The organism is Nocardiopsis dassonvillei, from assembly GCF_964273065.1.
In the GTDB taxonomy this organism is placed as follows: Bacteria; Actinomycetota; Actinomycetes; order Streptosporangiales; family Streptosporangiaceae; genus Nocardiopsis; species Nocardiopsis dassonvillei_B.
In genome coordinates this window covers 4,329,660-4,353,125 of record NZ_OZ186815.1, presented here as the reverse complement: position 1 = coordinate 4,353,125, position 23,466 = coordinate 4,329,660, and the positions used below count along the sequence as shown (strand labels likewise).

Sequence of the window (23,466 nt, the reverse complement as noted above, 5' to 3'; positions counted from 1 at the left end):
TCACCCTGACCGGCGGCGTCGCCGTTGTCACCACTACCCTGGGGTCCGTGACCGAGATTCAGATTCCCGCGAACCTCCTGCCCTCCGACGGCCGATTCGGCAGCGGCCCCTCCAAAGTCCGCCCGGCCCAGCTGGAGGCGCTGGCCTCCTCCGGATCCCGCTACCTGGGGACCTCGCACCGGCAGAAGCCGGTGAAGTCCCTGGTCTCCCGGGTCCGTTCCGGGGTCTGCGACCTCTTCTCCCTGCCCGAGGGGTACGAGGTCGTCCTCGGCAACGGCGGCACCACCGCCTTCTGGGACATCGCCGCGCACGGCCTGCTGCGCGAGAAGTCCCAGCACCTGTCGTTCGGCGAGTTCTCGAGCAAGTTCGCGAAGGTCGCCAAGGGCGCCCCCTGGCTGGCGGAGCCGACCGTCGTCGCCGCCGACCCGGGCACCCACGGCGAGGCCGTCGCCGAGGCCGGGGTGGACGCCTACGCCCTGACCCACAACGAGACCTCCACCGGTGTGGCCGCGCCCATCGCGCGGGTGGCCGGGGCCGACGAGGACGCCCTGGTGCTGGTCGACGCCACCAGCGGCGCGGGCGGCCTGCCCGTCGACATCGCCCAGACCGATGTCTACTACTTCGCCCCGCAGAAGAGCTTCGCGGCCGACGGCGGCCTGTGGCTGGCCGTCATGTCGCCCAGGGCCCTGGCCCGGGTCGAGGAGATCGCGGCGAGCGGCCGGTACATCCCCGAGTTCTTCTCGCTCACCACCGCGATCGACAACTCCCGCAAGGACCAGACCTACAACACCCCGGCCGTGGCCACGCTGCTGCTCCTGGCCGAGCAGCTGGAGTGGATCAACGGGCAGGGCGGCCTGGACTGGTCGGTGGCCCGCACCGCGGAGTCCTCCTCGATCCTGTACACCTGGGCCGAGAAGTCCGCGGTCGCGACGCCGTTCGTCACCGACCCGGCCAAGCGCTCCCAGGTCGTGGCGACCATCGACTTCAGCGACGACGTGGACGCCGCGGCGGTCGCCGGGGTGCTGCGCGCCAACGGGATCGTGGACACCGAGCCGTACCGCAAGCTGGGGCGCAACCAGCTGCGCGTGGCGACGTTCCCCGCGGTCGAGCCCGCCGACGTGCAGGCCCTGACCGAGTGCATCGACCACGTGCTCACCCGGCTCTCCTGAGCCCTTCCGCCGCCGTTCCCCGCACGGCCGCGCCCCGGCCGTGCGAAGGGGCAGAATAGAGGTCGGTCCGTTTCCGCGGGCCGACCTCCTCTTTTCTCCCTATTCCGGACTTCCAGGACGGGTCGACTGTGCGCAGGAACAAGAAGGACTCCCCCATCAAGATCATCTCCCACCGGGGTGCGTCGGGACACCGGCCCGAGCACACGCTGGCCTCCTACGAGCTGGGGGCCCGGCACGGCGGCGACTTCATCGAGATGGACCTGGTCGCCACCAAGGACGGGCGGCTGGTCTGCCGGCACGAGTCGGAGATCGGCGAGACCACCGACGTGGCCGACCGCCCGGAGTTCGCCGACCGTCGCACCACCCGGACCATCGACGGCCGCGAGGTCACCGGGTTCTTCGCCCAGGACTTCACCCTGGAGGAGATCCGGACGCTGCGCGCCAGGGAGCGCCTCCAGGACGTGCGCACGATGAACGCCCTGATGGACGGGACCTACGGCATCCCGACCCTGGAGGAGGTCATCGACCTGGCGCTCTCCCTCACCGACGAGCTGAAGCGGCCGATCGGGATCTACCCCGAGACCAAGCACCCCTCCTACCACGTCTCCCAGGGCCTGGACCTGGAGCCGCCGCTGATCGCGGCGCTCAAGGCGGCCGGGCTGACCGGGCCGGAGCCGCGGGTGCCGGTGTTCCTCCAGTCGTTCGAGGCCGAGAGCCTGCGCAAGCTCGCCGAGACGGAGCTGCCGCTGGTGTTCCTGCTGGGCACCGAGGAGCACTGGCTGCACTACACCACGCCGGACGGGCTGGCCGAGGTGGCGTCGTTCGCACACGCCATCGGCCCGGCCAAGTCGCTGATCGCGCCGGTCGGCGAGGACGGGGACTTCACCGAGCCGACCTCGCTGGTGGACGACGCGCACGAGGCGGGGCTGCTGGTGCACCCGTACACGTTCCGCAGCGAGAACCACTTCCTGCCCCCGGCGCTGCGCTCGGACGGCGGCCCGGGCGACTACGGCTCGTTCGCCGCGGAGTACGAGCTGTTCTTCGAGCTGGGCGTGGACGGGGTGTTCACGGACTTCTCCCGGCACGCCTTCCTGGTGCGCGAGCACTTCCTGGACACCGAGCAGGCCGCGCAGAACGGCCAGGGCGGGCCCAAGAAGGGCGGCTGAGCGGCCGCGGCACCGCGCCGAGAGGGGCCCGGACGGTTCCCCGTCCGGGCCCCTCTCGGCGTTCCGGGCCTTCCCCGCGTCGCAGTAACTCCTTATAGTGGTTACATGATCCGGCGCGGGCCCGGCCCGCGCGAGTCCCGCCGACACGAGGAGAAGACGCCATGACCACCCGAACGGTCGGTCTCACCCGGGACGCCGGATACCAGGTCGGTGTCTCCCGCACCCTGCCCCTTCCGGCCTCCGCGGTGTGGGGGTTCATGGCCGGGCCCGAGGGGCTGGCCCTGTGGCTGGGTCCGGGCGCGGAGGTCGACCTGCGCCGGGGCGGCGCCCACCGCACCGCGGACGGTGTCGTGGGCGAGGTCCGCGGGTACCGCGAGGGCGAGCGCCTGCGCGCCACCCGGCGCTCCCCGGACGGCGCCGAGAGCACCGTCCAGTTCACCGTCTCGGCGCGGGGCGACCGCACCGTGCTCACCTTCCACGAGGAGCGGCTGAACGGCCCGGAGGAGCGCGCCGCCCGGCGCGGCCACTGGAAGGCCGTCATGGCCGCCGTGGAGGCGGCCCTGCTCCCCGCCTGAGGCGTACCCCCTCCCGGCCCTCGTCCACACCCGCGCCGGGAGGCGTGCGCCCGCCGGGCGGTCTCCCGCGGGGCGCACGGCCGTGCCCGCCCTAGGAGCGGCGGGCGAGCAGGACGATGCCGCCGATGAGGAGGAGGGCCACCGCCCCGCCGCCCACGAGGAAGGGGACCGCGCTCCCCCGCCCGCCGGTGTCCTCGGCCGGCTCCCCGGCGGACTCCGACGGGGAGGGGGACGCGCTCTCCTCCTCCGTCTCCACCTCTCCGGTCCGGTAGCGCTCCTCCAGCGGGACCCGCCACACCGGGGCGTTCAGGCCCTCCGTCCCGGCCATCAGGGCGGTGCCGTCGAGTGTGAAGGCGACGGACTCCCCCTGGTCGGACTCGGGCAGATCGAACCCGCCCAGCGACCTGCCCGGCACCCCGTCCGTGGAGTCGTAGACCGTCGCGCCCCAGTAGGTGCGGATCACGTAGCGGGTGCCGTCCGGGCCGAACGCGGCGTCGGTGGCGAACAGCGGGGCCGAGTCGATCCGCTCCAGGGTGTTGACCCCCTCGGGGTCGAGCTCCTCCGGAGCGGCGTACAGTCCGCCCGAGAACTCCTTGGACACCACGTACAGCCGCCCGTCGCGGGGGTCGATCATCATCGACTCGGCGTCGCGGCCCCCGTCCGCGTAGGAGAAGGTCAGCACCGTCGGCTCCAGGGTGGCGTCGGCCAGCACCTCCGGCTCGGGGAACCGGTACACCCGCACCTCGGTCCAGCTCCCGCCGAAGTTGTCGCCGATGTCGCCGATGTGGACCGCGGGCTCCCCGTCGGGCCCGGGGGCCACGGAGACCGCCTCCCAGTCGCGGCGTTCCAGGGCCAGCGTGAGGGTCGCGAGCGTGTTCCCCTCCCCGTCCACCGCGTACACCTCGCTGAGGTGCTCTCCGCTGTCGTTGTGGGTCCACCACACGCCCTCGTGCCGCAGCGAGGGGGCGATGCCGCTGGACTCGGAGATCCGCGGGTCCTGGAAGGTGAAGGCGACCTCCGAGCCCTCCGGCCCCTCGCCGCCGCGCGGGTAGTCGAGCCCCGTTCCCCCGTCGGGGACCTCCGGCTCCGCCAGGGCGGGTGCCGGAAGGAACACGGACAGCGCGGCCACGGCGCACACGAGCGGTCGTCTCATGACGGACATCCTGCCAGGGGGCGCGGGTCCGGGCGTGCGACCGGGACGCTTTTGCGCACGGGCGCGAACGGGCACATTCGGCATACGGAGTGCCGTGAGGAGTACCCATGAGGATCGTCGCCTGCCTGAACGGGGACCGCCGTCCCGGAGCGCACCCAGCCCTTCCCGTCTCCGTGGACCAGCTGCTGGCCGACGCCCACGCCGCGGTGGCCGCGGGGGCGACCGACCTGCACATCCACCCGCGCGACCGGAGCGGCGCCGAATCGCTGGAGCCGCAGGTGGTCGGCCCGCTGATGGAGCGGCTGCGCGCCGAGGGGCCCGGCGTCCCCGTGTCGATCACCACGGCCCTGTCCGCCGAGTCCGACCCGTGGCGGCGCTACGACCTGGTGCAGCGCTGGGCGTCGTCGGCGCTGCCCGACTCCGTGACGGTGAACCTGCACGAGGCGGGGTCGGTGGACCTGGTCCACCTGCTGGAGGACCGCCGCGTGGCGGTGGAGGCGGGGCTGTGGACGGTGGACGCCGCCCGCATCCTCGTCGCCACCCGGGTGCCGGTGGCCGCGGTGCTGGTGGAGCCCACCCAGGTCGCCGTGGAGGACGCCCGCCGCAACGCCGGGGCGATCCTGTCGCTCCTGGACCGGGCGGGCACGGACGCACCGCGGCTGCTGCACGGGGCGGACGCGACCGCCTGGCCGATGCTGGAGGACGCGCTGGACGCCGGGACGGACATCCGGATCGGCCTGGAGGACACCCTGCGGATGCCGGACGGTACGGAGGCGCGGGACAACGCGGCGCTGGTCGCGCACGCGGTGGGCCTGGCCTCGGCCCCCGCCTGAGCGCCGTCGGTCCACGGTGCGGGCGCTGCGCGGCACGTCCCCGCCGTTCTCCTCGGGCCCCCGGCTGACGACGCGGTGGGGGTGGAGGCGGATGTGGGGGCGGTCGCCGCCGACGGCCTCGGCCCGGCCGCGGATCTCGGCCCCGCGCGGCCGCCGGGGCGGCAGGGCGTCGTCCACGACGACGACGGCGCGTCCGGTGTGCTGGACGTCGCGGAGCCCCTCGGTGGCGGCGGAGTCGTGACCGCCGGTCTCCACGACGGTGCCGTCGTCGGAGAGGGACCAGCCGACGGGTGTCACGTGGATGCGGCCGTCGGGGCCGACCGTGGCGATACGGGCGGGCCTGCGCCCGCCGGTCGCGGTCGGGTGGTCGGGCTCCGGACCGGTGAGGACTCCCACGGCCGGTCTCCCGGAGGCGGGGGTGCGGTCACCGGCTCCCCTGCCCCGCGCGGTCCCCCGCCGGTCCGGCGGGGTTCAGTCCAGGAGGGCGCCCAGCAGCACGAGGAGCATGATGGCGCCCAGCACCACCGGCAGCAGCCACCGCTGTTTGTGGTTGTTGGTGAGCATGCTCATGCCGTGCTCCGCTCTGGCGGTCGTCCGGGGTCGGTTTTCCAGCCTAACGCCCAGGTCCGGACGGTTCGGTAGCGGTCCGCCCGTCCGGGCCTGCTCTCGACGAGGTGCACGTCACGGGCGGGCCAGGGCGCTTGTGGGCCGTCCCCCAGCTCGGAGAGCAGGCCGGTGAGGTCCCGGGGCGGGCGGCTGCGGGCCACGGTGAGATGCGGCACGTAGACGCGGTCCTCGCCGGGCAGGCCGGCGGCGGACGCCGCGGCGCGCAGGTCGGCGCTCAGGGCGGCGAGGGCGCCGGTGTCGCCGCCGACCCCGGCCCACAGGACGGCGGCGCGGTCTCGGTGGGGGTGGGGGAAGACGCCCCAGCCGTCGACGGTGAGGTCGAAGGGGCCGCGGTCGCCGGCCGCCGCGCCCAGGGCGGCGGTGAGGCCGGGCAGCAGGTCGTCGGGGACCTCGCCGAGGAAGGCGAGGGTGAGGTGCCATTCCCCGGGCGGGGTCCAGCTCAGTTCGGGGGCGTGTCGCAGGCCCGGTTCCCGGGCGCCGCGGACGGCGTCGACGACGCCGGGGGGCGGTGTCAGTGCGGCGAACAGTCTCATGGGGGCATCCTCGCATCCGCCCCCGGTCCGCCGGAGTGCCCCGTCCCGGGCGGGCGCGGGGCACTCCGGCGGGCCTCAGCGGGCGCGCGGCCCGGTGAGGTCGTCGCGCCGCCCGGGTTCGGCGGGGGTCCCGGCCGCGCCGTTCTCCACCGCCGCCCCGACGGCCGCACCGGTCCCGGCGGGCTCCGCCGCGACCGGTGCCCGGCGGCGGCGCGGGAGCAGGTCGCGCACGCGCACGCCCTTGTCCCGGAGGAGCGGTACGGCGAGCACCGAGACCACGAGCATGGTCACCGTGCCGCCGATGACCAGGCTCGTCTGCGGCCCGAAGGCGTCGGCGAGGAAGCCGACCACGGGGGCGCCGATCGGGGCCACGCCCATGAACACCAGCAGGAACATGCTCATGACGCGCCCCCGCATGTTCGGGTCCACGGTGAGCTGGAAGGTGGCGTTGAGCGTCGTCACGTAGGTCATGAAGGCGATGCCCATGGGCACCAGCACCACGACGAACGCGAGGTAGGTGGGCATGAGCCCGGCGGCGATCTGGGCGGCGCCGAAGACCATCGACCCCATGAGGATGAGCCGGAGCCGCGGGCGCTCGCGGCGGGCGGCCAGCAGCGCGCCGACGAGCGCGCCCACCGCCAGGCAGGCGGCGGCCACGCCGAACGCGGCGGCCCCGGTCTCGAACACGTTGTTGACCATCAGGGCGATCTGGTTCTGCCCGTTGGCCCCGAACAGCTGCGTGCACGCCGCCAGCAGGAGCAGCAGCACGAGGTCGCGGCGGCCGCTGACGTAGGCCAGCCCCTCGCGGATCTGCCCCTTGCCCCGGGGGACCGGCTCGGTGGGGTTGAGCTCGGCGGTGCGGATGAGCAGCAGGGCGAGGATGGTGAACCCGAACGAGGCCCCGTTGATGAGGAAGACGGGGCCGCTGCCGATCCACGCGATGAGCAGCCCGGCGACGGCCGGGCCGGTGACCCTGCCGAGCTGGAAGCTGGCGCTGTTGAGGGCGATCGCGTTGGTCAGCAGTTCCCGGTCGACCATCTCGGGCACGAAGGCCTGGCGCCCGGGGTTGTCGAGCACCGTGACCAGCCCGAGCCCGAACGCGAACAGGTACACGTGCCAGACCTGCGCGGCCCCCAGGGTGGCCAGCACGCCCAGGGCGACGGCGAGCAGGCCCATCGCGCTCTGGGTGAACACCAGCAGGCGGCGCTTGTCCAGCCGGTCCACCAGGGCCCCGCCCCACAGCCCGAAGAGGAGCATGGGCAGGAACTGCAGGGCGGTGGTCATCCCCAGCGCGATGCCGCTGCCGCCGCTGAGCTGGAGGACCAGCCAGTCCTGGGCGATGCGCTGCATCCAGGTGCCGGGGTTGGAGAGCAGCTGGCCGAGCGCGTACAGGCGGTAGTTGCGCACGGACAGTGAGCGGAACATGGCGATACGCCGCATCAGCCCCTCCTCGGAGGAGGGACTGATGCGGTCATCGGCGCGTTCCGGGCGAGAAAAGGTAAACGGCGTTGACTCATCATTCGGGTCAACGCCGTCCACCCTCGCGGGAATTCCCGCTCCGGTCAGCCGATGAGGGCGTAGATGGGCGCCTCGGCGAAGTGGATGAGGAACACCACCGAGATCAGCCACAGCAGCGGGTGGACCTGGCGGCCCCTGCCCGTGACCAGGCTGACGAACGCGTAGGTGAGCAGGCCGAACCCGATGCCGTTGGCGATCGAGTACGTGAAGGGCATCATGATGATGGCCATGAAGGAGCCCAGGCCGATGGCCGGGTCCTTGAAGTCGATGTTCACGACCTGGGTCATCATCATGAAGCCCACGATGACCAGGACCGGGGTGGCGGCCTCGAACGGGACGAGGGTCACCAGCGGCGTGAAGAAGGTCGCCAGGACCATCATCAGGCCGGTGACGATCGGCGCGATACCGGTCCGCGCGCCCTCACCGACGCCGGCGGCCGACTCGGCGTAGAGGGTGGCCACCGAGGCCGAGCCCAGACCGCCGAAGACGGTGCCCAGGGAGTCGGCGACCAGGACCTCGCGGGTGCCCGGGATGTTGCCGTCCTCGTCGGCCAGCCCGCCCTGGTGGGCGACGCCGACCATGGTGCCCATGGTGTCGAAGAAGTCGGCCAACAGCAGGGTGAAGACCAGCATCAGCACGGTGGCGAAGCCGATCTCCGACCAGCGGGCGAACACGTTGAAGCCGCCGTCGGCGAACAGGCCGACGAGGGAGAAGTCGGGCAGGGCGACCAGGCCGTCCACGCCGGTGGGCAGGGTGGGGACGGTCAGCCCCCAGCCCAGGCCGTTCTCGCCGCGGCCCAGGGCCGTCTCCACGGCGATGGCGAGCACGGTGGCGATGATGATGCTCAGCAGCATCGCCCCGCGGACCTTGCGGACGTACAGGGCGATGGCGATGAGCAGGCCGACCACGAAGATCAGGATCGGCCAGCCCTGGAGGCCGCCGTTGCCGAGCTGGACCGGGGTGCCCTCGCCCGCCTGGACGAATCCGGCGTTGACCAGGCCGATGAGGGCCAGGAACAGGCCCACGCCGACCGCGATCGCCATCTTCAGGCCGGGCGGGATCGCGGCGAAGACCGCGGTGCGGAAGCCGGTCAGCACCAGGACCAGCAGGATCAGGCCCTCGACGATGATCAGCAGGAAGACATCGGACCACGGCATCAGCGGTGCGATCCCGAAGGCGACCACGGCGTTGAGGCCCATGCCCGCGGCGATGGCGAACGGGTAGCGGCTCACCACGCCCATGAGGAGGGAGGAGATCGCGGCGACCAGGGCGGTCACGGCCGCGACCTGGGGGATACCCAGGGTCTCGCCGTTGACGTCCTCGGCGGTGCCGATGATCAGGGGGTTGAGGACCACGATGTAGGCCATGGCGAAGAAGGTCGCCAGACCGCCGCGGACCTCGGTGCCGAGGGTGGAGCCGCGCTCGGAGACACGGAAGAAGCGGTCAAGGGGCCCGCGGGGCTCCTTGTGGACGGGGGATGAGGTTGGTGCGTTCACGATGTCAGCCTGACCTGGTCGCGTTACCGGACAACAAGGATTCTGGGCCAGATTAGTTGCATCTTCATACAACAGCCGACACGACTTTCACACGGGTTTCGTAGAAAACACCATCTGCTCGGATGATCCGTTGATCCGATGTGACCAACGTTTCCCTGTTCAGGGCGCATGTCGCCACCGCTCCATGGAGCGGTGGCGGTCTGCGGCTAGCCTGGAAACGTGCGCAAACCTCGACAGCCGGACCCCGAAGTCCACGAAAGCGACTACCGCGTCCCCGCCGCGCTCGGAACCTTCGCCTGGGCGGTCGCACTGGTCGTCCTGCTGCTGATGGGCGACAACCTGCCCGAGTCCGAGCGCTGGTGGATCGGCGTGTGCGCGACCGGGACCGCCCTGGGGGTCTTCGGCTTCCTCTACATCCCCCGCCTGCTGCGCAAGCGCGAGTCCGCCGAGCGGGGTGCCGGCCACGACTCCCCCTGACCCGGCGCACCGCGCGCGGGCGGCCCCGAACGCCCTGGTGGGTCCGGTGGCCGATAATGAACGCGTGCCTGAGACAGCCTTCCCGCGCGGACTCGCCGAACGACTGCGCGCCACCCTCATCGACGCCGACTACACGGTGTCGGGCGTCCGCGACCGGCTGGGCGACGCCGCCGCCCGCGCCCTGGCCCGCGAGGAGCTCGTCCCCGCCCTGCGCGCCACCGGCGGCGAGGAGCGCCTCGGCCTGCTGCTGCGCCTGTGGTGGCTGCGCAGCCCCATCCCCGCCCGGGCCGCGCGCGCCGTCCTGCCCGTGGACGAACTCGCCGCGGCCGGGCTGGTCACCGTGGACGACCGGCCCGACGGGCCGGTCGTGCGCTCCCTCGTCCACCTGGGCCCCTGGGAGCTGGAGGAGGGCCGCCCCGGCTTCGTCGTCTCCGACCCCAAGGTGCGCCCCGGCGGCGGGGAGGTGCCCCGGCCCGACCACGTGGTGGGCGCGGGCGGCGCCTCGGCCACCCTGTCCCGGCTGATCGTGGACGGCCCGGTCGAGCGCGCCCTCGACGTGGGCACCGGATGCGGCGTGCAGGCCCTGCACCTGGCCTCCCGCGCCCGGGAGATCACCGCCACCGACCTCAACCCGCGCGCCCTGCGCATGGCCGCGATCAGCCTGGCCCTGTCGGGGGTGCCCGACGTCCGCCTGCTCCCGGGATCCCTGTACGGGCCGGTCGCGGACGAGCGGTTCGACCTGATCGTGTCCAACCCGCCGTTCGTCATCACCCCCGACGCCTCCCGCTACACCTACCGGGAGTCCGACCTGCCGGGCGACACGGTCTGCGCCGAGCTGGTGCGCGAGGCGCCCGCCCACCTCACCGAGGGCGGCTGGTGCCAGATCCTCGCCAACTGGGTGCACTCCGACGGCGACGACTGGGAGGACCGGGTCGGCGGCTGGATCACCGGGACCGGCTGCTCGGGCTGGGTGGTCCAGCGCGACGTGCAGGACCCCGCGGAGTACGTGGAGCTGTGGCTGCGCGACTCCTGCGAGCACGGCACCCCCGAGTACACCCGGCGCTACGACGCCTGGCTGGACTACTTCGAGCGCGAGGGCATCAAGGGCATCGGCTTCGGGTGGATCAGCCTGCGCAACGACGTCGCCCAGGACGCGACGGTGCGCGTGGAGCAGCTGCGCCACGACATCGAGCAGCCGGTGGGCCCCTACCTCCCCGCCGTGGTGGACGGGGCGATGACGGCGCACCGGCTGACCGACGCCGCGCTGCTGTCGGCGCACGTGGCCCTGGCCCCGGGCGTGGTGGAGGAGCGCATCGGCGTCCCCGGTGCCCCGGACCCGGAGAAGATCGTGCTGCGCCAGCGCGACGGGCTGCGCCGGGTGGCCCGGGTGGGCACCGTGGAGGCCGCGCTGGCGGGGGTCTGCGACGGGACGATGCCGGTGGGGCCGCTGCTGGACGCCATCGCCCAGCTCATCAACGAGGACCCGGTCCGGGTGCGCGAGCGGGTGCCCGGCGCGCTCCGCACCCTCATCTCGGAGGGGTTCTTCACGGTCACGCGCTGACCCGCCCATCACCCTCGGCCGACGGCCTCCGGCCGCGGCACCCCCCGCACCGCCACCCTCCACCGCTCCCGGCCGGCGGCCCTCCCGGGCGCCGGTCAGGGCTGCTCGGGGGCCTCGTCCGGGACGGTGGTGTAGAAGGCGATGGTCCGCTCCGCACTGGCGCGCACCGCCTCCGGGTCGGCCCCGGCCGCCAGGTGGGCGGCCTCCCAGCCGCGGGCGGCCAGCTCCATGAACCGCATCGCCTCGGGCGAGGCGCCCCATTCGGAGAGCTCGGCGGGGATGTCGGCCCCGGTCTCCAGGTGCAGGCTCAGGCCGAGGACGGCCAGGTCCCAGCCGACGCCCACCGCGCCCGGCCCGTAGCGGTCCCAGAACTCGCTCAGCGGCGCCACGTGCGCCAGCTCGAAGCGGGTGCGCTCCCTGCCGTCCCGGGCGGGCAGCGGGGTCAGGCGCACGTGCACGTCGCTGCGCGCGCCGTCGAACTCCCAGCTGACGTGGAACGCCTTGGGCGGGTCGCAGGCCAGGATCCGGCCGCTCGCGTTGCCCTCCACCTGGTAGGCGCCGCCGAGTTCCAGGTCGCCGCTGACCGGGGCGAACCAGCGCGGGAGGCGCTCGGCGCTGGTGCAGGCCTCCCAGAGGTTCTCCACACCGGTGTCGTAGTCGCGGGAGATGGTGACGGTGGTCTCCGCCCCCTCGCCGCTGATGGTGACCGTGCGCCCGGCCTCGTCGATCCGCTTCTGAACGTCCATGGTCCACTCCCCTGTCGGGTCCGGTCCCGGTCCGGCGTCTTTCCGGACCGGGGTCACCGCGGACGCCGCCCGGGTCCCCCCTCGCCGGGGGCGCGGCGCTCGCGGTCGCCTCTGGCGAGTTCGGTCTCCAGCGCCATCAGGTGCGGCTCCCAGCGGGCGGCGAAGCGCCGCAGCCAGGCGTCGGCCTCGCGCAGGGGGGCGGCGTCCACGGCGTACAGCCGTCGGCTGCCGTCCCTGCGCACGGTGGCGAAGCCGTTCTCCCGCAGCACCCGCAGGTGCTGGGAGACGGCCGGTTGCGAGATGCCGAACTCGGCCCGGACGACCTCCGTCAGCTCGCCGGAGGCGCGCTCACCCTCGTTGAGCAGCTCCAGCAGACGCCGACGCACGGGGTCGCCCAGGACGTCGAAGGCGTGCATGGGACCACCATATAAGCATGAGGCTATATAAGCCAAGGTTGATATCAGACGTGTCGCCCCTCGCCCCGGTGCCGGAGGTGCGACGCCGCGCTCAGCCCGTGAAGACGATCTGGCCCGAGCCCACTTCCTCGCCGCCCTCCACCAGCCGGAACCCCGGGGCGTCCGGGTCGGCGACGACGTCGTCGTCGCACTCCAGCCCGATCCGGTGCGTCTCGCCCGGCGGGAACTCGCGCAGGTCCACCGGGAGCTGCGCGTAGCAGGTCGTGGACTGCTCCTCGTGGTCGAACTCGACGGTGGGGCGGTACCCCGAGAAGAACGAGGTGCTCCGTCCCCCCTCGCCGGCGGCGTTCATGGTGAGCTCGACCGTGATCTGCCGGCCGGCCTCGAAGGTCTGCTCGCTTCCCGCGGGCGGGGCGCCCTCCTCGACACCGCCGGAGCCAGGGGAGGCGTCCGGCTCGTCCGAGGAGCAGCCCGCCACCGCGACGAGGGCGGCGGCCGCGAACAGGGCGATGGGGATCGTGCGCATGGAGGGATCCTGTCGATTCGGATGTCGGCGGGGTTCGTTTCGCCAGGGAGGACGCACCGGAACGTGCCCCGGTTCCTTCCAGGCCTCGATGAGAAGTACAGCGGGTGCGGCGCCCGGGGGCAAACCGGGGGTACCCCCATGCGCTAGCGTGCTCGCCATGGCCAGAATCTCCGAACTCGTCCACTACCCGGTCAAGGGGTGCGCGGGCGTCTCCCTCGACACCGCCGAACTCACCGCGGCCGGCCTCCGCCACGACCGCTCCTTCATGGTCGTGGACGGCGCCGGCGACTTCCGCAGCCAGCGCAAGGACCCGCGCATGGCCCTCATCCGCCCCGAGGCGGGCGAGGGGGTGCTGCGGCTGGCCGCCGACGGGATCGAACCGCTGACCGTGGAGGTCGACCCCGGCGGGCCCCGGCTCGACGTCACCCTGCACGGGCTGCCCTTCGTCGGCGTCGACCAGGGCGCGGAGGCCGCGGCCTGGCTGTCCGAGGTGCTCGGCGCGCCCAGCCGCCTGGTACGGGTGCCCGACGACCACGGGCGCAGGACCGGCGGGCTCACCCCGGGTACCAGCGGCTTCGCCGACAGCACGGCGGTGCTGATGGCCTCGCAGGCCTCGCTGGACCTGCTCAACGGGCGGATCCTGGAGCGCGGCGCCGAACCCGTGCCGATCCGCCGGTTCCGCCCCAACATCGTGGTCTCCGGCTGGGCCGAGCCGCACACCGAGGACCGGGTCCGCGCCGTGCGCCTGGGCACCGCCGAGCTCGGCTACGCCAAGGTGTGCATCCGCTGCGCGGTCACCACCGTGGACCAGGAGACCGGGGAGAAGCGCGGCCCGGAGCCGCTTCGCTCCCTGGCGGGGTACCGGCGGGCCGACGAGGGCGGTGTCTCCTTCGGCGCCAAGTTCGCGGTCACCCGGCCGGGCGTGCTGGCGGTCGGCGACGAACTCGACGTCACCGCCTGGGGCGAGGCCGAGCAGGGCTTGGGCGCCCGTCCGGCCGCCACGCTCGACTGAGCCCGGCCCGGCCGCCCCGCGGTCACTGCTCCAGGTCGGTCTCGGCCAGGAGCAGCGGGGCCGCGTCCGGGTCGCGCAGCGCCGCCGCCAGCAGGTGTCGGCGCTCCCACTGCTCGGCGCGCCAGCACAGGGCGCGGGCCAGGCCGTCGCTGGTGGAGGCGTGCACGGTGCCGTCGCCCGCGTACCACTCCACCTCGACCCCGTCCACGACCAGCTCCGCATGGTGCAGGTAGGTGCGGTCCGGCTCCCCGGCCGGGTCCAGGAAGAGGTCGGCGACCGCCGGGACCTGCCGCAGGGTGCCGCCCGCGGGCACGTCGCCCTCCACCGTCTCGCTCGCCAGCTCCAGGTCCAGCACCTCGGCCAGCTCCTCCGGGGCGGCGGCCAGCACCAGCGGGCGCTCCGCGAGCAGCGGCAGCAGGTCCGGGGAGTCCACCACCACCGCCTCCTCGGCGTCCGCCACCACGATGGTGCCGCCGAGCACGGCGCGCACCCGCGCGGGCGGGGTGACCAGGTCGGCGTCCACCCGGGCCAGTTCCGTCCAGATCCGCAGCAGCGCAGGGCGGTCCACGTGCCGCTCCGGGTCGGCCAGCCGGGCCAGCAGGTCGTCCGGCCCGTCCGGGTCGGCCAGCAGCTCGGCCAGGGTGGTGCGCACGCCCAGCGCCCGGGCGAACTCCGGGTCGATGTCGGCGGGCGCCTCGTCGTAGAGCCCCGCCAGCGCGGGCTCGGCCTCGGAGGCGCGGAGCTCGGCCGGGGCGGCCCCGCCCACCAGAGCCCGGGTGCTCAGCCACCAGGCGGTGTAGGACGGCACGTCCACCACCCGCCCGTCGGGCAGCAGCACCCTCGCCGGGTCGGTCACCGCCTCGCGCAGCGCGCCCCGCGACAGCATCTCCAGGGCCTGCGGCCAGCGGTCGTCGGCCACGTAGTCGAGGTCGGCCACGCAGACCAGCTCGGGGACCACCGGCGGCAGCTCCGGGTCGCCCACCCGCTCCAGGACCTCGTCGGCCCACTCGTCCAGGGCGTCGGGCGCCTCCTCGAAGACGTCGAGGACGTCCTCGCCCAGGGCGGCCTCCTCGGCGCGTACCAGGGTGAACTCCCACAGCGCGCCGACCGCCCGCAGCGCGTCGGTGCCGTGCCGCTCCACCAGGTCCGCGTGCACGGTGCCGAACGGGGCGTCCTCGGCCAGCACCTCCGCCAGCGGCGCGCCGGGGACGAGCAGCTCGGCGGCCACCGAGTAGCCGTCCTCGTCGTCGCGCAGCGCCAGCTCGGCCAGCCAGGGGGCGTCCGCGACGGTGGTGCCGGAGGCCGCGACCAGGTCCAGGACCGCCTCGGCCAGCGGCTCGGGGTCGTCGGCGTCCAGGGAGGCGCGTACGGCCGCCTCGGTGCGCGCGTCGGCCAGCACCGCGCCGGGGCCCGCCTCCACCGCGCCCAGCCGCAGCAGCAGCGGGTGGGCTGCCTCGGGGTGGACCAGGCGCACCCCCAGGGCGGCCAGGGCCTCGGCGTCGATGCGGGAGGTGCCCTCCGGTTCGGGGACCAGCAGGGACCTGGGCCCGCGCACCAGGCGGCCGTCGGCCAGCGGCACCGGCAGCGCGCCCAGTTCGTCGGTGTCCGCTCCGGCGGCCAGCGCCGCGTACAGGCCCGCCCACCAGGACGGCGGCCGGTCGGTGTCGGCGAGCAGGTCGGCGATGTCGGCGGCGCCGACGCGGTGGACGCGCAGCGCCGCCAGTGCGGGGTGGCGGGGGTTGAGGCGTCCGGGCAGCAGCCCGGGGATCAGCTCGGCCAGGACCGCGGCGAGCTCCGGTCCCCCGGTGTCCAGCAGGACCGCGTCGCCCGGGGCGACCGGCGCCCCGGTCTCGGTGGTGAGGAAGGGGGTGGTGCGCAGGGGCTCGGCGACCCGGGCGCGGAACCCGGCGTCGACGTGCCCGCCGCCCACCCGGGTGCCGGGCACCAGGTCCAGGGCGGCCTCGGTGCCGAACCGGCGCAGCAGCGCGCAGTAGGCCCCGGCGGCCTCGGTGAGCAGCAGGTCGGTGGCCGGGCCCGGCTGCACCGCGCGGCGGTCGCTGCCCAGGGGGAAGGTGCCGATGAGGACGGCGGGCAGGTCCAGCCCGGTGTCCGTGGGGGTGGGCGCGTGCACCACCGGCTCCACGTCCTCCGGCAGCGGGGCCACGCGGCCGTCGTCGTCGACGGGCACAGCCCAGGTGAGCGACCACGCGGTGCGGCCGCGCTCCTCGGTGGGGCGGTCGGCGAGCAGGGCGGGGTCGAGGGTGCCGGTGCGGGTGAGGGTGCGCCAGCGGGTGGTGCGGGTGCCCTCGGCGGTCCGCAGGGTCGTGAGCGGTTCCCCGCCGTCCTCCCGGCGGGCGGCGGCGCGCTCGTCGCCGTCCACCAGGACGCGGACCTCGGCCAGTCCGGGCAGGGCCAGCAGCAGGGCCTCACCGGTTCCGGACAGCAGGTGGCGCACCCGGTCGCGGGCGGCGTCGTCGCGCAGCGTCAGGGCGACGACGGTGTCGTAGCCCTCCGCGCCGGAGACGCCGGCGGTCCCGTCCGCGGGGAAGGGGAGGCGCAGCATGGGCACGTGCCCGCCGCGGCGCTCGATCTCCGCGGCCAGCCCGTTGCGGTCCTCCCCGGAGAGCAGTTCGGCCACTGCGGCCCGCGCCAGGCCGGCGCTGAAGCGCACGGCCGCCCCGGCCGAGGCGACGGTGACGTCGTCGCTGAGCGCGGCCACGGCGGAGAAGCCCACCCCGAACCGGCCGACCGCGTCGTCGTCGCGCTTGGTGGAGGCCCGCAGGGTCGCCAGCGACTCCACGCCCTCCGCGGTGAGCGGGGCGCCGGTGTTGGCGGCGACGAGGCGGTGCCCCTCCAGGGCCAGCAGCAGCCGTCCGGGGACGCCCGCGCGCCGGGCGGCGTCGGCGGCGTTCTGCGCCAGCTCCACCACGACCCGGTCGCGGTAGCCGCCGAGGGCGAAGTCCTCCTCGGCGTTGGCGTCCTCGCGGAACCGGGCGGGGGCGTCCGCCCACGCCGCGAGTACGCGTCGGCGCAGTTCGGCGGTGTCGTAGGGGTCAACCCCGGTGGCGAGCGGCTCGGCCATGGTGGTCCCTCCTGGCTGCCGGCACGGCCCGGCACGATGCACATCAGACCCTAGCCCACACCCGGTGCGGGACGGTGTCGGGACGTGCCCGGGCCGGGCCGTCAGGAGTCGGAGGAGACCAGTTCCAGCTCGGTGGTGTCGTCGAAGACGATGTGGTCGTAGCCCAGCTCGTCCACGACGGGGGCCACCGGCTCGTTGCGCGACTGCGGCATGCGCACCTCGGAGTGGGCGCCGCAGCCGTGGTCCAGGGAGACGACGCGGCCGTCGTCCGGCGCGTACCCGTTGGTGCACACCCCGAACATCTGGCGCAGCTCCCCGGCGAGCGGGGTCATGAAGCCGCAGGTGATGCAGCGGGCGGGCGCGGCCTCGGCGATCGGGGCGCGCGGACCGGCGTCCCCGTTGTACCAGCGCTCGGCGGCCTGCTCGCGGCCGGTCTCCGACAGCACCTGCTTGCGGCCCAGGCCCAGCTCCCAGACCATCTGCCGGTCCACGCCGTCCTCGTCCAGCTCGCTGTCGGCGACCTGGGCGTAGCCGGGCACGAGGCGCTCGTCGTCCTCGTCGGTGGGCAGCAGGTCGCCGGGACCGAGGTCGCCGGGGAGCAGCCGCTCCTTCCACGGCACCCACTCGGGTGCGACGAGGGCGCCCTCTCCGGGCAGCAGCACGACCTCGTTGACCGTGACGTCCTTGGCGCGCGAGGCGCGGACCACGGTGACGGCGTAGGTCCAGCCGGGGTACGCCGGGTCGAGGCAGGTGAAGTAGTGGGTGATCAGACGGGTGTCCTCGACCTGGGGTGCGAGGTGTTCGCCCACCCACTCGGGTCGCCCGACCTCGGCGGCCACCGAGCGGGCCAGGTCCACCGCCTCGATACACGCCTTGTCGGGTACAGGAGAACGTCGAGAAGGGCTCACGTTCCCCATTCTCACTGATGCACGACACCGATTTGACCACAACGCGGGTCAAGGTTCGTCCGATACACCCTCTTGATCGGGTCTTGGGAACGCCGGACGGCCCCGGTCCGCGGACCGGGGCCGTTCGCGCGGGAGGTCAGGCCTCGAGGTCGTCGGCGACGACCCGCAGCACGGCCGCGACGCGCGAGGCCTCGCGGCGCTCGGGGTGGCGTCCGCGGCGGTACCCGTTGGAGAGGCCCTCGAGCAGTTTGATGAGGTCCTCGGTGATGACCACCATCTCTTCGGGGTCCTTGCGCCGGGCCTTGACCACCGAGTGCTGGGCGTCCATCAGTTTGACCTGGAGCGCCTGGGCGCCCTTGCGTCCTTCGGCCACCCCGAACTCGACCCGCTGGCCGGGGCGCAGCGTGTCGGTGCCGGGGGGCAGGGCGGTGGAATGGACGAAGACCTCTCCACCGTCGTCGCGTGTGAGAAAACCGAAACCCTTGCCGCCGTCGTACCACTTGACCTTGCCGGTGGGCACGTAGGACCTCATGCTTTCACTCGTTGCCTGAGAACTGGTATGCCAGGCTAATGCCCGGGGGTGACGGAAGGCGAGGCATAATTCCGGTCCCTGACAGCGGAACGAGGCCCGGATGCGGCTCATCCGGGCCTCGTGCGTCCCAGCGGCCCCTCCCCGCGGGTGCGGAGTACGGGACGGGACTCGGCGGAGATGCCGGGCCGCCGGGAACGCGGTGCGGAACCCGGACTGGACGCCGGGTCACCCGTCTCACTGGCGTGGCCGCCGACGAAGCGAAAGCGGCCGTGTACGCCTTTCGTACCCGAGAACGTGTGCCCGAACTCACCGTAACGGGCAGACCGGAAAAGGTTATTCCCCTGCTTTTGCCTGCCGATGACCGGCGGGTCTCAGCCCGCCCGCCCGCGCTCCGCGGCCCGCGCCGAGCGGACGGCCCGCGGGTAGAGGTGGGCGGCCGACACCAGGGAGCCCAGCCCCAGGCCGATGACCCCGTACTCGCCCAGGGACCGCTGGATGTACTGGTCCACGAAGTCGGCCTCACCGCTCCACAGCCCCATGCCGACCGCACAGGCCAGCAGCGGCACCAGCACTGCGACCCATTTGTCCCGTGTGTTCCACACCCGGCTGAGCACGACGAACGCGACCCCCAGCACCCACAGGAAGGACAGCCCCCACCCCCAGGGCACGGCGGACAGCAGCAGTACCAGGGCGGCCGCCTCGGCGGGGTGGTGGCGCAGGCACAGCACCAGCCCGCGCAGCGGTCCGGTCTCGCGGCGGCCCCGGCCCTCCAACCGCATCTCGGTGCGGCCGGGCCCCTCCAGCAGGCCCATCAGCCCGTTGCTGGGGCCGCCCCGCCAGGGCGGCGGCGGCCGGTCGGCGTGCCGGGGCCGGGGCGGGATCAGCTCCTCGTCCTCGATGTCGAGGTTGCGGCCGGTGAGCTCGCGCTCCACCAGGTCCTCGGGGGTACCGAGGCTCAGCAGGATGTCGCGGACGGCGTCCTCTCCGCCGTGGGGGGCGGCGGCGCGGCGCGCGTCGATCCGGGCACGCAGATCGGCGAGGTAGGCGGTCCTCTCCCTGGCGGTCAGCCGACCGTGCAGGACCAAGCCGACCTCGGACAGATAATCGAGCACCAATTGTTCCGAGCGCTGGGTCATGTCCCCATAGTGGCGGACGATGACCTGCCTTTTAAGCCCTCTTTCCTGTTTCGGTCGACTTATTCGCCGCGTATACGGCCTGTCACACCGTGGCGTACGGGATAGCGGGTGCGCAGAAGGGCGTCCGTGGCCGGAACCGCCCCGGGCGGTGTCGGCGATCACCCCCGCCGCATGTCACAGATCGGCCCTCCGACAGGTCTGTCCAAGCGAAGGGGCAAACGAACCACCTCGATCCGGAGGCACTCCCATGGACATCTCGGAACGGCGGATCGCCACCTCGGTCCTGGTCATCGGCACCGGTGGCGCGGGCCTGCGGGCCGCCATCGAACTGGCGGAGCGCGGCGTCGACGTCCTGGCCGTGGGCAAGCGGCCCCGGTACGACGCCCACACCGCGCTGGCCGCCGGGGGCATCAACGCCGCCCTGGGCACCATGGACCCGCAGGACACCTGGCGCCAGCACGCCGCCGACACCCTCCAGGAGGGCTACCTGCTCGGCGACCCGCGCACGGTCCGCACCGTCACCGAGGGCGCCGCCCGCGGGATCGAGGACCTGGAGCGGTACGGGATGCGGTTCGCCCGCGAGGCGGACGGGCGCATCTCGCAGCGGTTCTTCGGAGCGCACACCCACCGGCGCACCGCGTTCGCCGGGGACTACACGGGCCTGGAGATCCAGCGGACCCTGGTCGACCGGGCGGCGCGGCTGGACGTCCCCGTCCTGGACGACGTGTACATCACCCGGCTGCTGGTGGAGGACGGCGCGGTGTTCGGCGCCTACGGGTTCGGGTTGCGGGACGGGACCCGGCACGTGATCCTCGCCGACGCAGTCATCCTGGCGGCCGGCGGACACACCCGCATCTGGCGGCGCACCTCCTCCCGGCGCGACGAGAACACCGGCGACTCCTTCCGCCTGGCCGTCGAGGCGGGCGGCCGCGTCCGCGACCCCGAGCTCGTCCAGTTCCACCCCTCCGGCCTGCTGTGGCCGGAGAACGCGGCCGGGACCCTGGTGTCGGAGGCCGCCCGCGGCGAGGGCGGCGTCCTGCGCAACGGCCTGGGCGAGCGGTTCATGGCCCGCTACGATCCCGACCGCATGGAGCTGTCCACCCGCGACCGGGTGGCGCTGGCCGCCTACACCGAGATCAGGGAGGGCCGCGGCACCGAGAACGGCGGGGTGTGGCTCGACGTCTCGCACCTGCCCCAGGAGACGATCCTGGAGCGGCTGCCCCGGGTGCACCGCACCCTGCTCGAACACCAGATGCTCGACATCACCGAGTCGCCGATGGAGATCGCCCCGACCGCCCACTACTCCATGGGCGGGGTGTGGGTGCGTCCCGAGGACCACTCCACCGACGTCGCGGGTCTGTACGCGATCGGCGAGGCCGCCAGCGGGCTGCACGGGGCCAACCGGCTGGGCGGCAACTCCCTCGTCGAGCTCCTCGTCTACGGCCGCCTCACCGGTCAGGCCGCGGCGGAGTACTCGCTGGGGCTGCCCGCCCACCGCCGCTCGGCCGAGGAGGTCGGGCGGGCCCGCGCCGAGGTCGACGGCCTGCTGGCCGCCAGGGGGCGCGAGAACACCCGCTCCCTCCAGCGCGCCGTCCGCACCCTGATGACCGAGCACGCCGGGGTGGTCCGCGACGAGGCGGGCCTGCGGGCCGGGCTCACCGCCCTGGACGCCGTGGAGGAGCGCATCGGCGGGCTGGGGGTGCACCCGGACCTGGCCGGGTTCCAGGACCTGGCGCACGCCTTCGACCTGAAGTCCATGGCGCTCTCCGGGCGCGCCACGCTGGAGGCCGCGTTGGAGCGCCGGGAGACCCGGGGGTGCCACAATCGATCCGACTTCCCCGACACGGATCCGTCACTGCGGGTCAACCTCGTCTGGTCCGGCCCCGGCAGGCTGGAGCGCGAGGGGATCCCCGGGGTCCCCGCGGAGATCTCGGAGCTGATGCACGAGGTGTCCAGCACCGGAAAACTCGTCGAATAACGAGGAGCCCACGAGCGCATGCCGTCGCAGGAGCCCGGCCCCGACGCCGCCCGGGACGCCCCCGGCCCGGACACCGCCGGACCCGGCCTGGAACGGGCCGAGGAGGTGTTCCGGGGCGTGCGGGGCCGCCTGTTCGGGATCGCCTACCGGGTCCTGGGGTCGGCCACCGAGGCCGAGGACGTGCTCCAGGAGGCCTGGATCCGCTGGCAGACCTACGACCGGTCGACCGTGCGCGAGCCCGAGGCGTTCCTGGCCACGACCGTGACCCGGCTGGCGATCAACGTGGCGCGGTCGGCCAGGGCCCGGCACGAGTCCTATGTCGGTCCCTGGCTGCCGGAGCCGGTGGACACCTCCGCCGACCCGGCGCTGGGCGCCGAGCGCGGCGCGGTCCTGGAGATCGCCGTGCTCATGCTGCTGGAGCGGCTCACGCCCACCGAGCGCGCCGCCTACGTGCTGCGCGAGGCGTTCGACTACCCCTACGACCGGATCTCGGAGATCATCGGGCAGACCGCCGCCAACACCCGCCAGCTGGTGAGCCGGGCGCGGCGGCACGTGTCCCGGGAGCGCCGCGCCGGCGTCGGGGCGGCCGAACAGAAGCGGCTGCTGGCCGCGTTCGTGAACGCGGCCCGCAGGGGCGACATGTCCGCGCTGGAGGAGTTGCTGGCCCACGACGTCGTCTCCTACACCGACAGCGGGGGTGCCGTGCGCGCCGCGAAGTACCCGCTGGTGGGGCGCGAGCGGGTCGCCAGGGTCGTCCACGCGTTCTCGGACCGGTTCTGGACGGGCGTCACGGTGGAGGAGGTGCGGGCCAACGGCGCGCCCGCGGTGCGCCTGTCCCGGGATGGGGAGGTCTTCGGCGTGATCACCGTGACCGCCTCCGAGGAGGGCATCGACCGGGTGCTGTGGCTGATGAACCCCGCCAAGATCGGGGGCTTCGCAGCCTCGGCGGAGCCCTGAGAAGAATCCTCCCGTACCCGTCACAGGCGCGGGGGCCGCCCGGTCATAGCCGGTGAACGGTCGGCGCGCAGGGCGCCGCCACCACCGGAAGGCGCACATCATGACGAAGGTCGTCGTCATCGGCGGGACCGGGCTGATCGGTTCCGGGATCGTCGGGGAGCTCACCGCGCAGGGCCACGAGGCCGTGGCCGCCGCACCGGACACGGGGGTGAACACCCTCACCGGGGAGGGTCTGGCGGAGGCACTGGAGGGGGCCTCGATCCTGATCGACGTGTCCAACTCGCCGTCCTTCGAGGAGAGGGCGGTGATGGACTTCTTCACCACCTCGACCGCCAACCTCCTGCGGGAGTCGGCGAAGGCGGGTGTGGAGCACTACGTCGCGCTGTCGATCGTGGGAACCGGGCGCTGGGGGGCGAACCCGTACTTCCGCGCCAAGATCGCGCAGGAGGCTCTGGTCACCGGGTCGGACCTGCCGTACTCGATCGTGCACGCCACCCAGTTCTTCGAGTTCGCGCGCGCCATCGCCGAGGAGGCGACGGTCGACGGCGTCGCGCGCGTGGCGGACACGGTGATGCGGCCGATCGCGGCCGCGGACGTATCCGCCGCCGTGGCCGAGATCGCCTTGGGCGCTCCGACCGGGAGCGTGACCGAGGTGGCCGGGCCCGAGGAGATCACCATGGAGGACCTGGTCCGGGCCCGCCTGGCGGTCGACGGTGACCGACGCGAGGTCGTCGCGGGCAGGGAGAACCCGTACTTCGGCGCCGTCGTCGAGCCGGGCGCCCTGCTGCCCGGCGAGGGCGCGACCATCGCCACCACCCTCTACAAGGACTGGCTCGCCGCGCAGACCCCGCGCTGACGACCGTCCCGGCGGTCCCCGGACCCGGGCCGCCGGGACGGCATCCCCGTCTCGGGGATCACCCGGAGCGTGTCCCGTGGATGCCGCCCGCCGCAGGCAGGGGTGCTGGACCGCGGGCGCCCGTCGGGGGCGGCGATGGGCTGCGGGCGGGGCCCTGGTGCGTTCACCGCAGGGCCGGGGAGGGGGTCGGGGCGGCTCCTCTCCCGGCT

Annotated in this window: 21 protein-coding genes and 1 pseudogene; 10 read left to right on the top strand and 12 right to left on the bottom strand. The window is 73.9% G+C overall.

All coding sequences use genetic code 11. The annotated features are described in order from the left end of the window. The first annotated feature begins 47 nt into the window (after nucleotides 1-47). The 3 genes from serC (at nucleotide 48) to ACSUPR_RS19485 (ending at nucleotide 2,910) form a co-directional block, all read left to right on the top strand. On the top strand, nucleotides 48-1,169 hold the full coding sequence (gene serC, locus ACSUPR_RS19495) for a phosphoserine transaminase (RefSeq protein ID WP_436886137.1): 1,122 nt from the start codon (nucleotides 48-50) through the stop codon (nucleotides 1,167-1,169). Between the two features lie 128 nt (nucleotides 1,170-1,297). Further along, complete coding sequence (locus ACSUPR_RS19490) at nucleotides 1,298-2,335, top strand: glycerophosphodiester phosphodiesterase family protein (RefSeq protein WP_436886136.1); 1,038 nt, start codon at nucleotides 1,298-1,300, stop codon at nucleotides 2,333-2,335. Nucleotides 2,336-2,496: 161 nt separating this feature from the next. Beyond that, complete coding sequence (locus tag ACSUPR_RS19485) at nucleotides 2,497-2,910, top strand: SRPBCC family protein (protein WP_436886135.1); 414 nt, start codon at nucleotides 2,497-2,499, stop codon at nucleotides 2,908-2,910. Between the two features lie 91 nt (nucleotides 2,911-3,001). Here ACSUPR_RS19485 and ACSUPR_RS19480 read toward each other — a convergent pair whose 3' ends face one another. Then, nucleotides 3,002-4,063: a hypothetical protein gene (locus ACSUPR_RS19480; RefSeq protein WP_436886134.1), complete on the bottom strand. Its 1,062-nt coding sequence runs from the start codon at nucleotides 4,061-4,063 to the stop codon at nucleotides 3,002-3,004. A 107-nt stretch (nucleotides 4,064-4,170) separates the two neighbouring features. Between ACSUPR_RS19480 and ACSUPR_RS19475 the strand changes: the two genes are divergently transcribed. Next, the gene (locus ACSUPR_RS19475) at nucleotides 4,171-4,896 is read left to right on the top strand and encodes a 3-keto-5-aminohexanoate cleavage protein (protein WP_436886133.1); all 726 of its coding nucleotides are present in this window, start codon (nucleotides 4,171-4,173) and stop codon (nucleotides 4,894-4,896) included. Between the two features lie 159 nt (nucleotides 4,897-5,055). Here the strand turns inward: ACSUPR_RS19475 and ACSUPR_RS19470 are convergent. From ACSUPR_RS19470 to ACSUPR_RS19455, 4 genes and pseudogenes are all read right to left on the bottom strand, one after another. Continuing rightward, a pseudogene (locus tag ACSUPR_RS19470) lies at nucleotides 5,056-5,193 on the bottom strand (PPOX class F420-dependent oxidoreductase); the annotation flags it as partial. A 269-nt stretch (nucleotides 5,194-5,462) separates the two neighbouring features. Beyond that, nucleotides 5,463-6,056 carry an RNA 2',3'-cyclic phosphodiesterase gene (thpR, locus tag ACSUPR_RS19465; RefSeq protein ID WP_436886132.1) on the bottom strand — a complete coding sequence of 198 codons (594 nt, stop codon included), beginning with the start codon at nucleotides 6,054-6,056 and terminating at the stop codon, nucleotides 5,463-5,465. 75 nt (nucleotides 6,057-6,131) lie between these two features. Further along, nucleotides 6,132-7,496, bottom strand: coding sequence for an MFS transporter (locus tag ACSUPR_RS19460; RefSeq protein ID WP_436886131.1), 1,365 nt, complete (start codon nucleotides 7,494-7,496; stop codon nucleotides 6,132-6,134). A gap of 122 nt (nucleotides 7,497-7,618) precedes the next feature. After that, entirely contained in the window at nucleotides 7,619-9,070 is a 1,452-nt protein-coding gene (locus ACSUPR_RS19455; protein ID WP_436886130.1) for an NCS2 family permease, read from the bottom strand. 219 nt (nucleotides 9,071-9,289) lie between these two features. Here ACSUPR_RS19455 and ACSUPR_RS19450 point away from each other — a divergent pair, with 219 nt between their 5' ends. Then, on the top strand, nucleotides 9,290-9,547 hold the full coding sequence (locus ACSUPR_RS19450) for a DUF2530 domain-containing protein (RefSeq protein WP_436886129.1): 258 nt from the start codon (nucleotides 9,290-9,292) through the stop codon (nucleotides 9,545-9,547). A 64-nt stretch (nucleotides 9,548-9,611) separates the two neighbouring features. Continuing rightward, nucleotides 9,612-11,108, top strand: a complete 1,497-nt coding sequence (locus tag ACSUPR_RS19445) for a DUF7059 domain-containing protein (RefSeq protein WP_436886128.1) — start codon at nucleotides 9,612-9,614, stop codon at nucleotides 11,106-11,108. 95 nt (nucleotides 11,109-11,203) lie between these two features. Here ACSUPR_RS19445 and ACSUPR_RS19440 read toward each other — a convergent pair whose 3' ends face one another. The 3 genes from ACSUPR_RS19440 to ACSUPR_RS19430 form a co-directional block, all read right to left on the bottom strand. Then, on the bottom strand, nucleotides 11,204-11,854 hold the full coding sequence (locus ACSUPR_RS19440; protein ID WP_436886127.1) for an SRPBCC family protein: 651 nt from the start codon (nucleotides 11,852-11,854) through the stop codon (nucleotides 11,204-11,206). A 53-nt stretch (nucleotides 11,855-11,907) separates the two neighbouring features. Continuing rightward, on the bottom strand, nucleotides 11,908-12,270 hold the full coding sequence (locus ACSUPR_RS19435; RefSeq protein ID WP_436886126.1) for an ArsR/SmtB family transcription factor: 363 nt from the start codon (nucleotides 12,268-12,270) through the stop codon (nucleotides 11,908-11,910). 91 nt (nucleotides 12,271-12,361) lie between these two features. Continuing rightward, complete coding sequence (locus tag ACSUPR_RS19430) at nucleotides 12,362-12,796, bottom strand: hypothetical protein (RefSeq protein WP_436886125.1); 435 nt, start codon at nucleotides 12,794-12,796, stop codon at nucleotides 12,362-12,364. 157 nt (nucleotides 12,797-12,953) lie between these two features. On the opposite strand from ACSUPR_RS19430, the gene ACSUPR_RS19425 reads away from it, so the two are divergent. Further along, on the top strand, nucleotides 12,954-13,808 hold the full coding sequence (locus ACSUPR_RS19425; RefSeq protein ID WP_436886124.1) for an MOSC domain-containing protein: 855 nt from the start codon (nucleotides 12,954-12,956) through the stop codon (nucleotides 13,806-13,808). Nucleotides 13,809-13,830: 22 nt separating this feature from the next. Here ACSUPR_RS19425 and ACSUPR_RS19420 read toward each other — a convergent pair whose 3' ends face one another. The 4 genes from ACSUPR_RS19420 to ACSUPR_RS19405 all read right to left on the bottom strand — a co-directional run bounded on the left by ACSUPR_RS19420 (nucleotide 13,831) and on the right by ACSUPR_RS19405 (nucleotide 19,466). Continuing rightward, nucleotides 13,831-16,890 (bottom strand): sacsin N-terminal ATP-binding-like domain-containing protein, encoded by a 3,060-nt coding sequence (locus ACSUPR_RS19420; protein WP_436886123.1) that lies wholly within the window; start codon nucleotides 16,888-16,890, stop codon nucleotides 13,831-13,833. A gap of 101 nt (nucleotides 16,891-16,991) precedes the next feature. Further along, a complete protein-coding gene (locus ACSUPR_RS19415) occupies nucleotides 16,992-17,747 on the bottom strand; it encodes a DUF3027 domain-containing protein (RefSeq protein ID WP_436886122.1) in 756 nt (251 codons plus the stop codon). 187 nt (nucleotides 17,748-17,934) lie between these two features. Further along, complete coding sequence (locus ACSUPR_RS19410; protein ID WP_436892060.1) at nucleotides 17,935-18,318, bottom strand: cold-shock protein; 384 nt, start codon at nucleotides 18,316-18,318, stop codon at nucleotides 17,935-17,937. Between the two features lie 383 nt (nucleotides 18,319-18,701). After that, nucleotides 18,702-19,466 (bottom strand): hypothetical protein, encoded by a 765-nt coding sequence (locus ACSUPR_RS19405; protein WP_436886121.1) that lies wholly within the window; start codon nucleotides 19,464-19,466, stop codon nucleotides 18,702-18,704. Nucleotides 19,467-19,713: 247 nt separating this feature from the next. On the opposite strand from ACSUPR_RS19405, the gene ACSUPR_RS19400 reads away from it, so the two are divergent. From ACSUPR_RS19400 to ACSUPR_RS19390, 3 genes are all read left to right on the top strand, one after another. Further along, nucleotides 19,714-21,444, top strand: coding sequence for an L-aspartate oxidase (locus ACSUPR_RS19400; RefSeq protein WP_436886120.1), 1,731 nt, complete (start codon nucleotides 19,714-19,716; stop codon nucleotides 21,442-21,444). An 18-nt stretch (nucleotides 21,445-21,462) separates the two neighbouring features. After that, on the top strand, nucleotides 21,463-22,401 hold the full coding sequence (locus ACSUPR_RS19395; RefSeq protein WP_436886119.1) for an RNA polymerase sigma-70 factor: 939 nt from the start codon (nucleotides 21,463-21,465) through the stop codon (nucleotides 22,399-22,401). Nucleotides 22,402-22,501: 100 nt separating this feature from the next. Beyond that, nucleotides 22,502-23,257, top strand: a complete 756-nt coding sequence (locus ACSUPR_RS19390) for an SDR family oxidoreductase (protein WP_436886118.1) — start codon at nucleotides 22,502-22,504, stop codon at nucleotides 23,255-23,257. Nucleotides 23,258-23,466: the final 209 nt, after the last annotated feature.

Excerpts from the sequence above, each read along its gene's own strand:
- ACSUPR_RS19405 (WP_436886121.1), bottom strand. The coding sequence starts at position 19,466 with ATGACCCAGCGCTCGGAACAATTGGTGCTCGATTATCTGTCCGAGGTC.
- ACSUPR_RS19480 (WP_436886134.1), bottom strand. The coding sequence starts at position 4,063 with ATGAGACGACCGCTCGTGTGCGCCGTGGCCGCGCTGTCCGTGTTCCTT.
- ACSUPR_RS19475 (WP_436886133.1), top strand. The coding sequence starts at position 4,171 with ATGAGGATCGTCGCCTGCCTGAACGGGGACCGCCGTCCCGGAGCGCAC.
- ACSUPR_RS19440 (WP_436886127.1), bottom strand. The coding sequence starts at position 11,854 with ATGGACGTTCAGAAGCGGATCGACGAGGCCGGGCGCACGGTCACCATC.
- ACSUPR_RS19390 (WP_436886118.1), top strand. The coding sequence starts at position 22,502 with ATGACGAAGGTCGTCGTCATCGGCGGGACCGGGCTGATCGGTTCCGGG.
- ACSUPR_RS19460 (WP_436886131.1), bottom strand. The coding sequence starts at position 7,496 with ATGCGGCGTATCGCCATGTTCCGCTCACTGTCCGTGCGCAACTACCGC.
- ACSUPR_RS19425 (WP_436886124.1), top strand. The coding sequence starts at position 12,954 with ATGGCCAGAATCTCCGAACTCGTCCACTACCCGGTCAAGGGGTGCGCG.
- ACSUPR_RS19420 (WP_436886123.1), bottom strand. The coding sequence starts at position 16,890 with ATGGCCGAGCCGCTCGCCACCGGGGTTGACCCCTACGACACCGCCGAA.
- ACSUPR_RS19430 (WP_436886125.1), bottom strand. The coding sequence starts at position 12,796 with ATGCGCACGATCCCCATCGCCCTGTTCGCGGCCGCCGCCCTCGTCGCG.
- ACSUPR_RS19395 (WP_436886119.1), top strand. The coding sequence starts at position 21,463 with ATGCCGTCGCAGGAGCCCGGCCCCGACGCCGCCCGGGACGCCCCCGGC.
- ACSUPR_RS19485 (WP_436886135.1), top strand. The coding sequence starts at position 2,497 with ATGACCACCCGAACGGTCGGTCTCACCCGGGACGCCGGATACCAGGTC.
- ACSUPR_RS19435 (WP_436886126.1), bottom strand. The coding sequence starts at position 12,270 with ATGCACGCCTTCGACGTCCTGGGCGACCCCGTGCGTCGGCGTCTGCTG.
- ACSUPR_RS19400 (WP_436886120.1), top strand. The coding sequence starts at position 19,714 with ATGGACATCTCGGAACGGCGGATCGCCACCTCGGTCCTGGTCATCGGC.
- thpR (WP_436886132.1), bottom strand. The coding sequence starts at position 6,056 with ATGAGACTGTTCGCCGCACTGACACCGCCCCCCGGCGTCGTCGACGCC.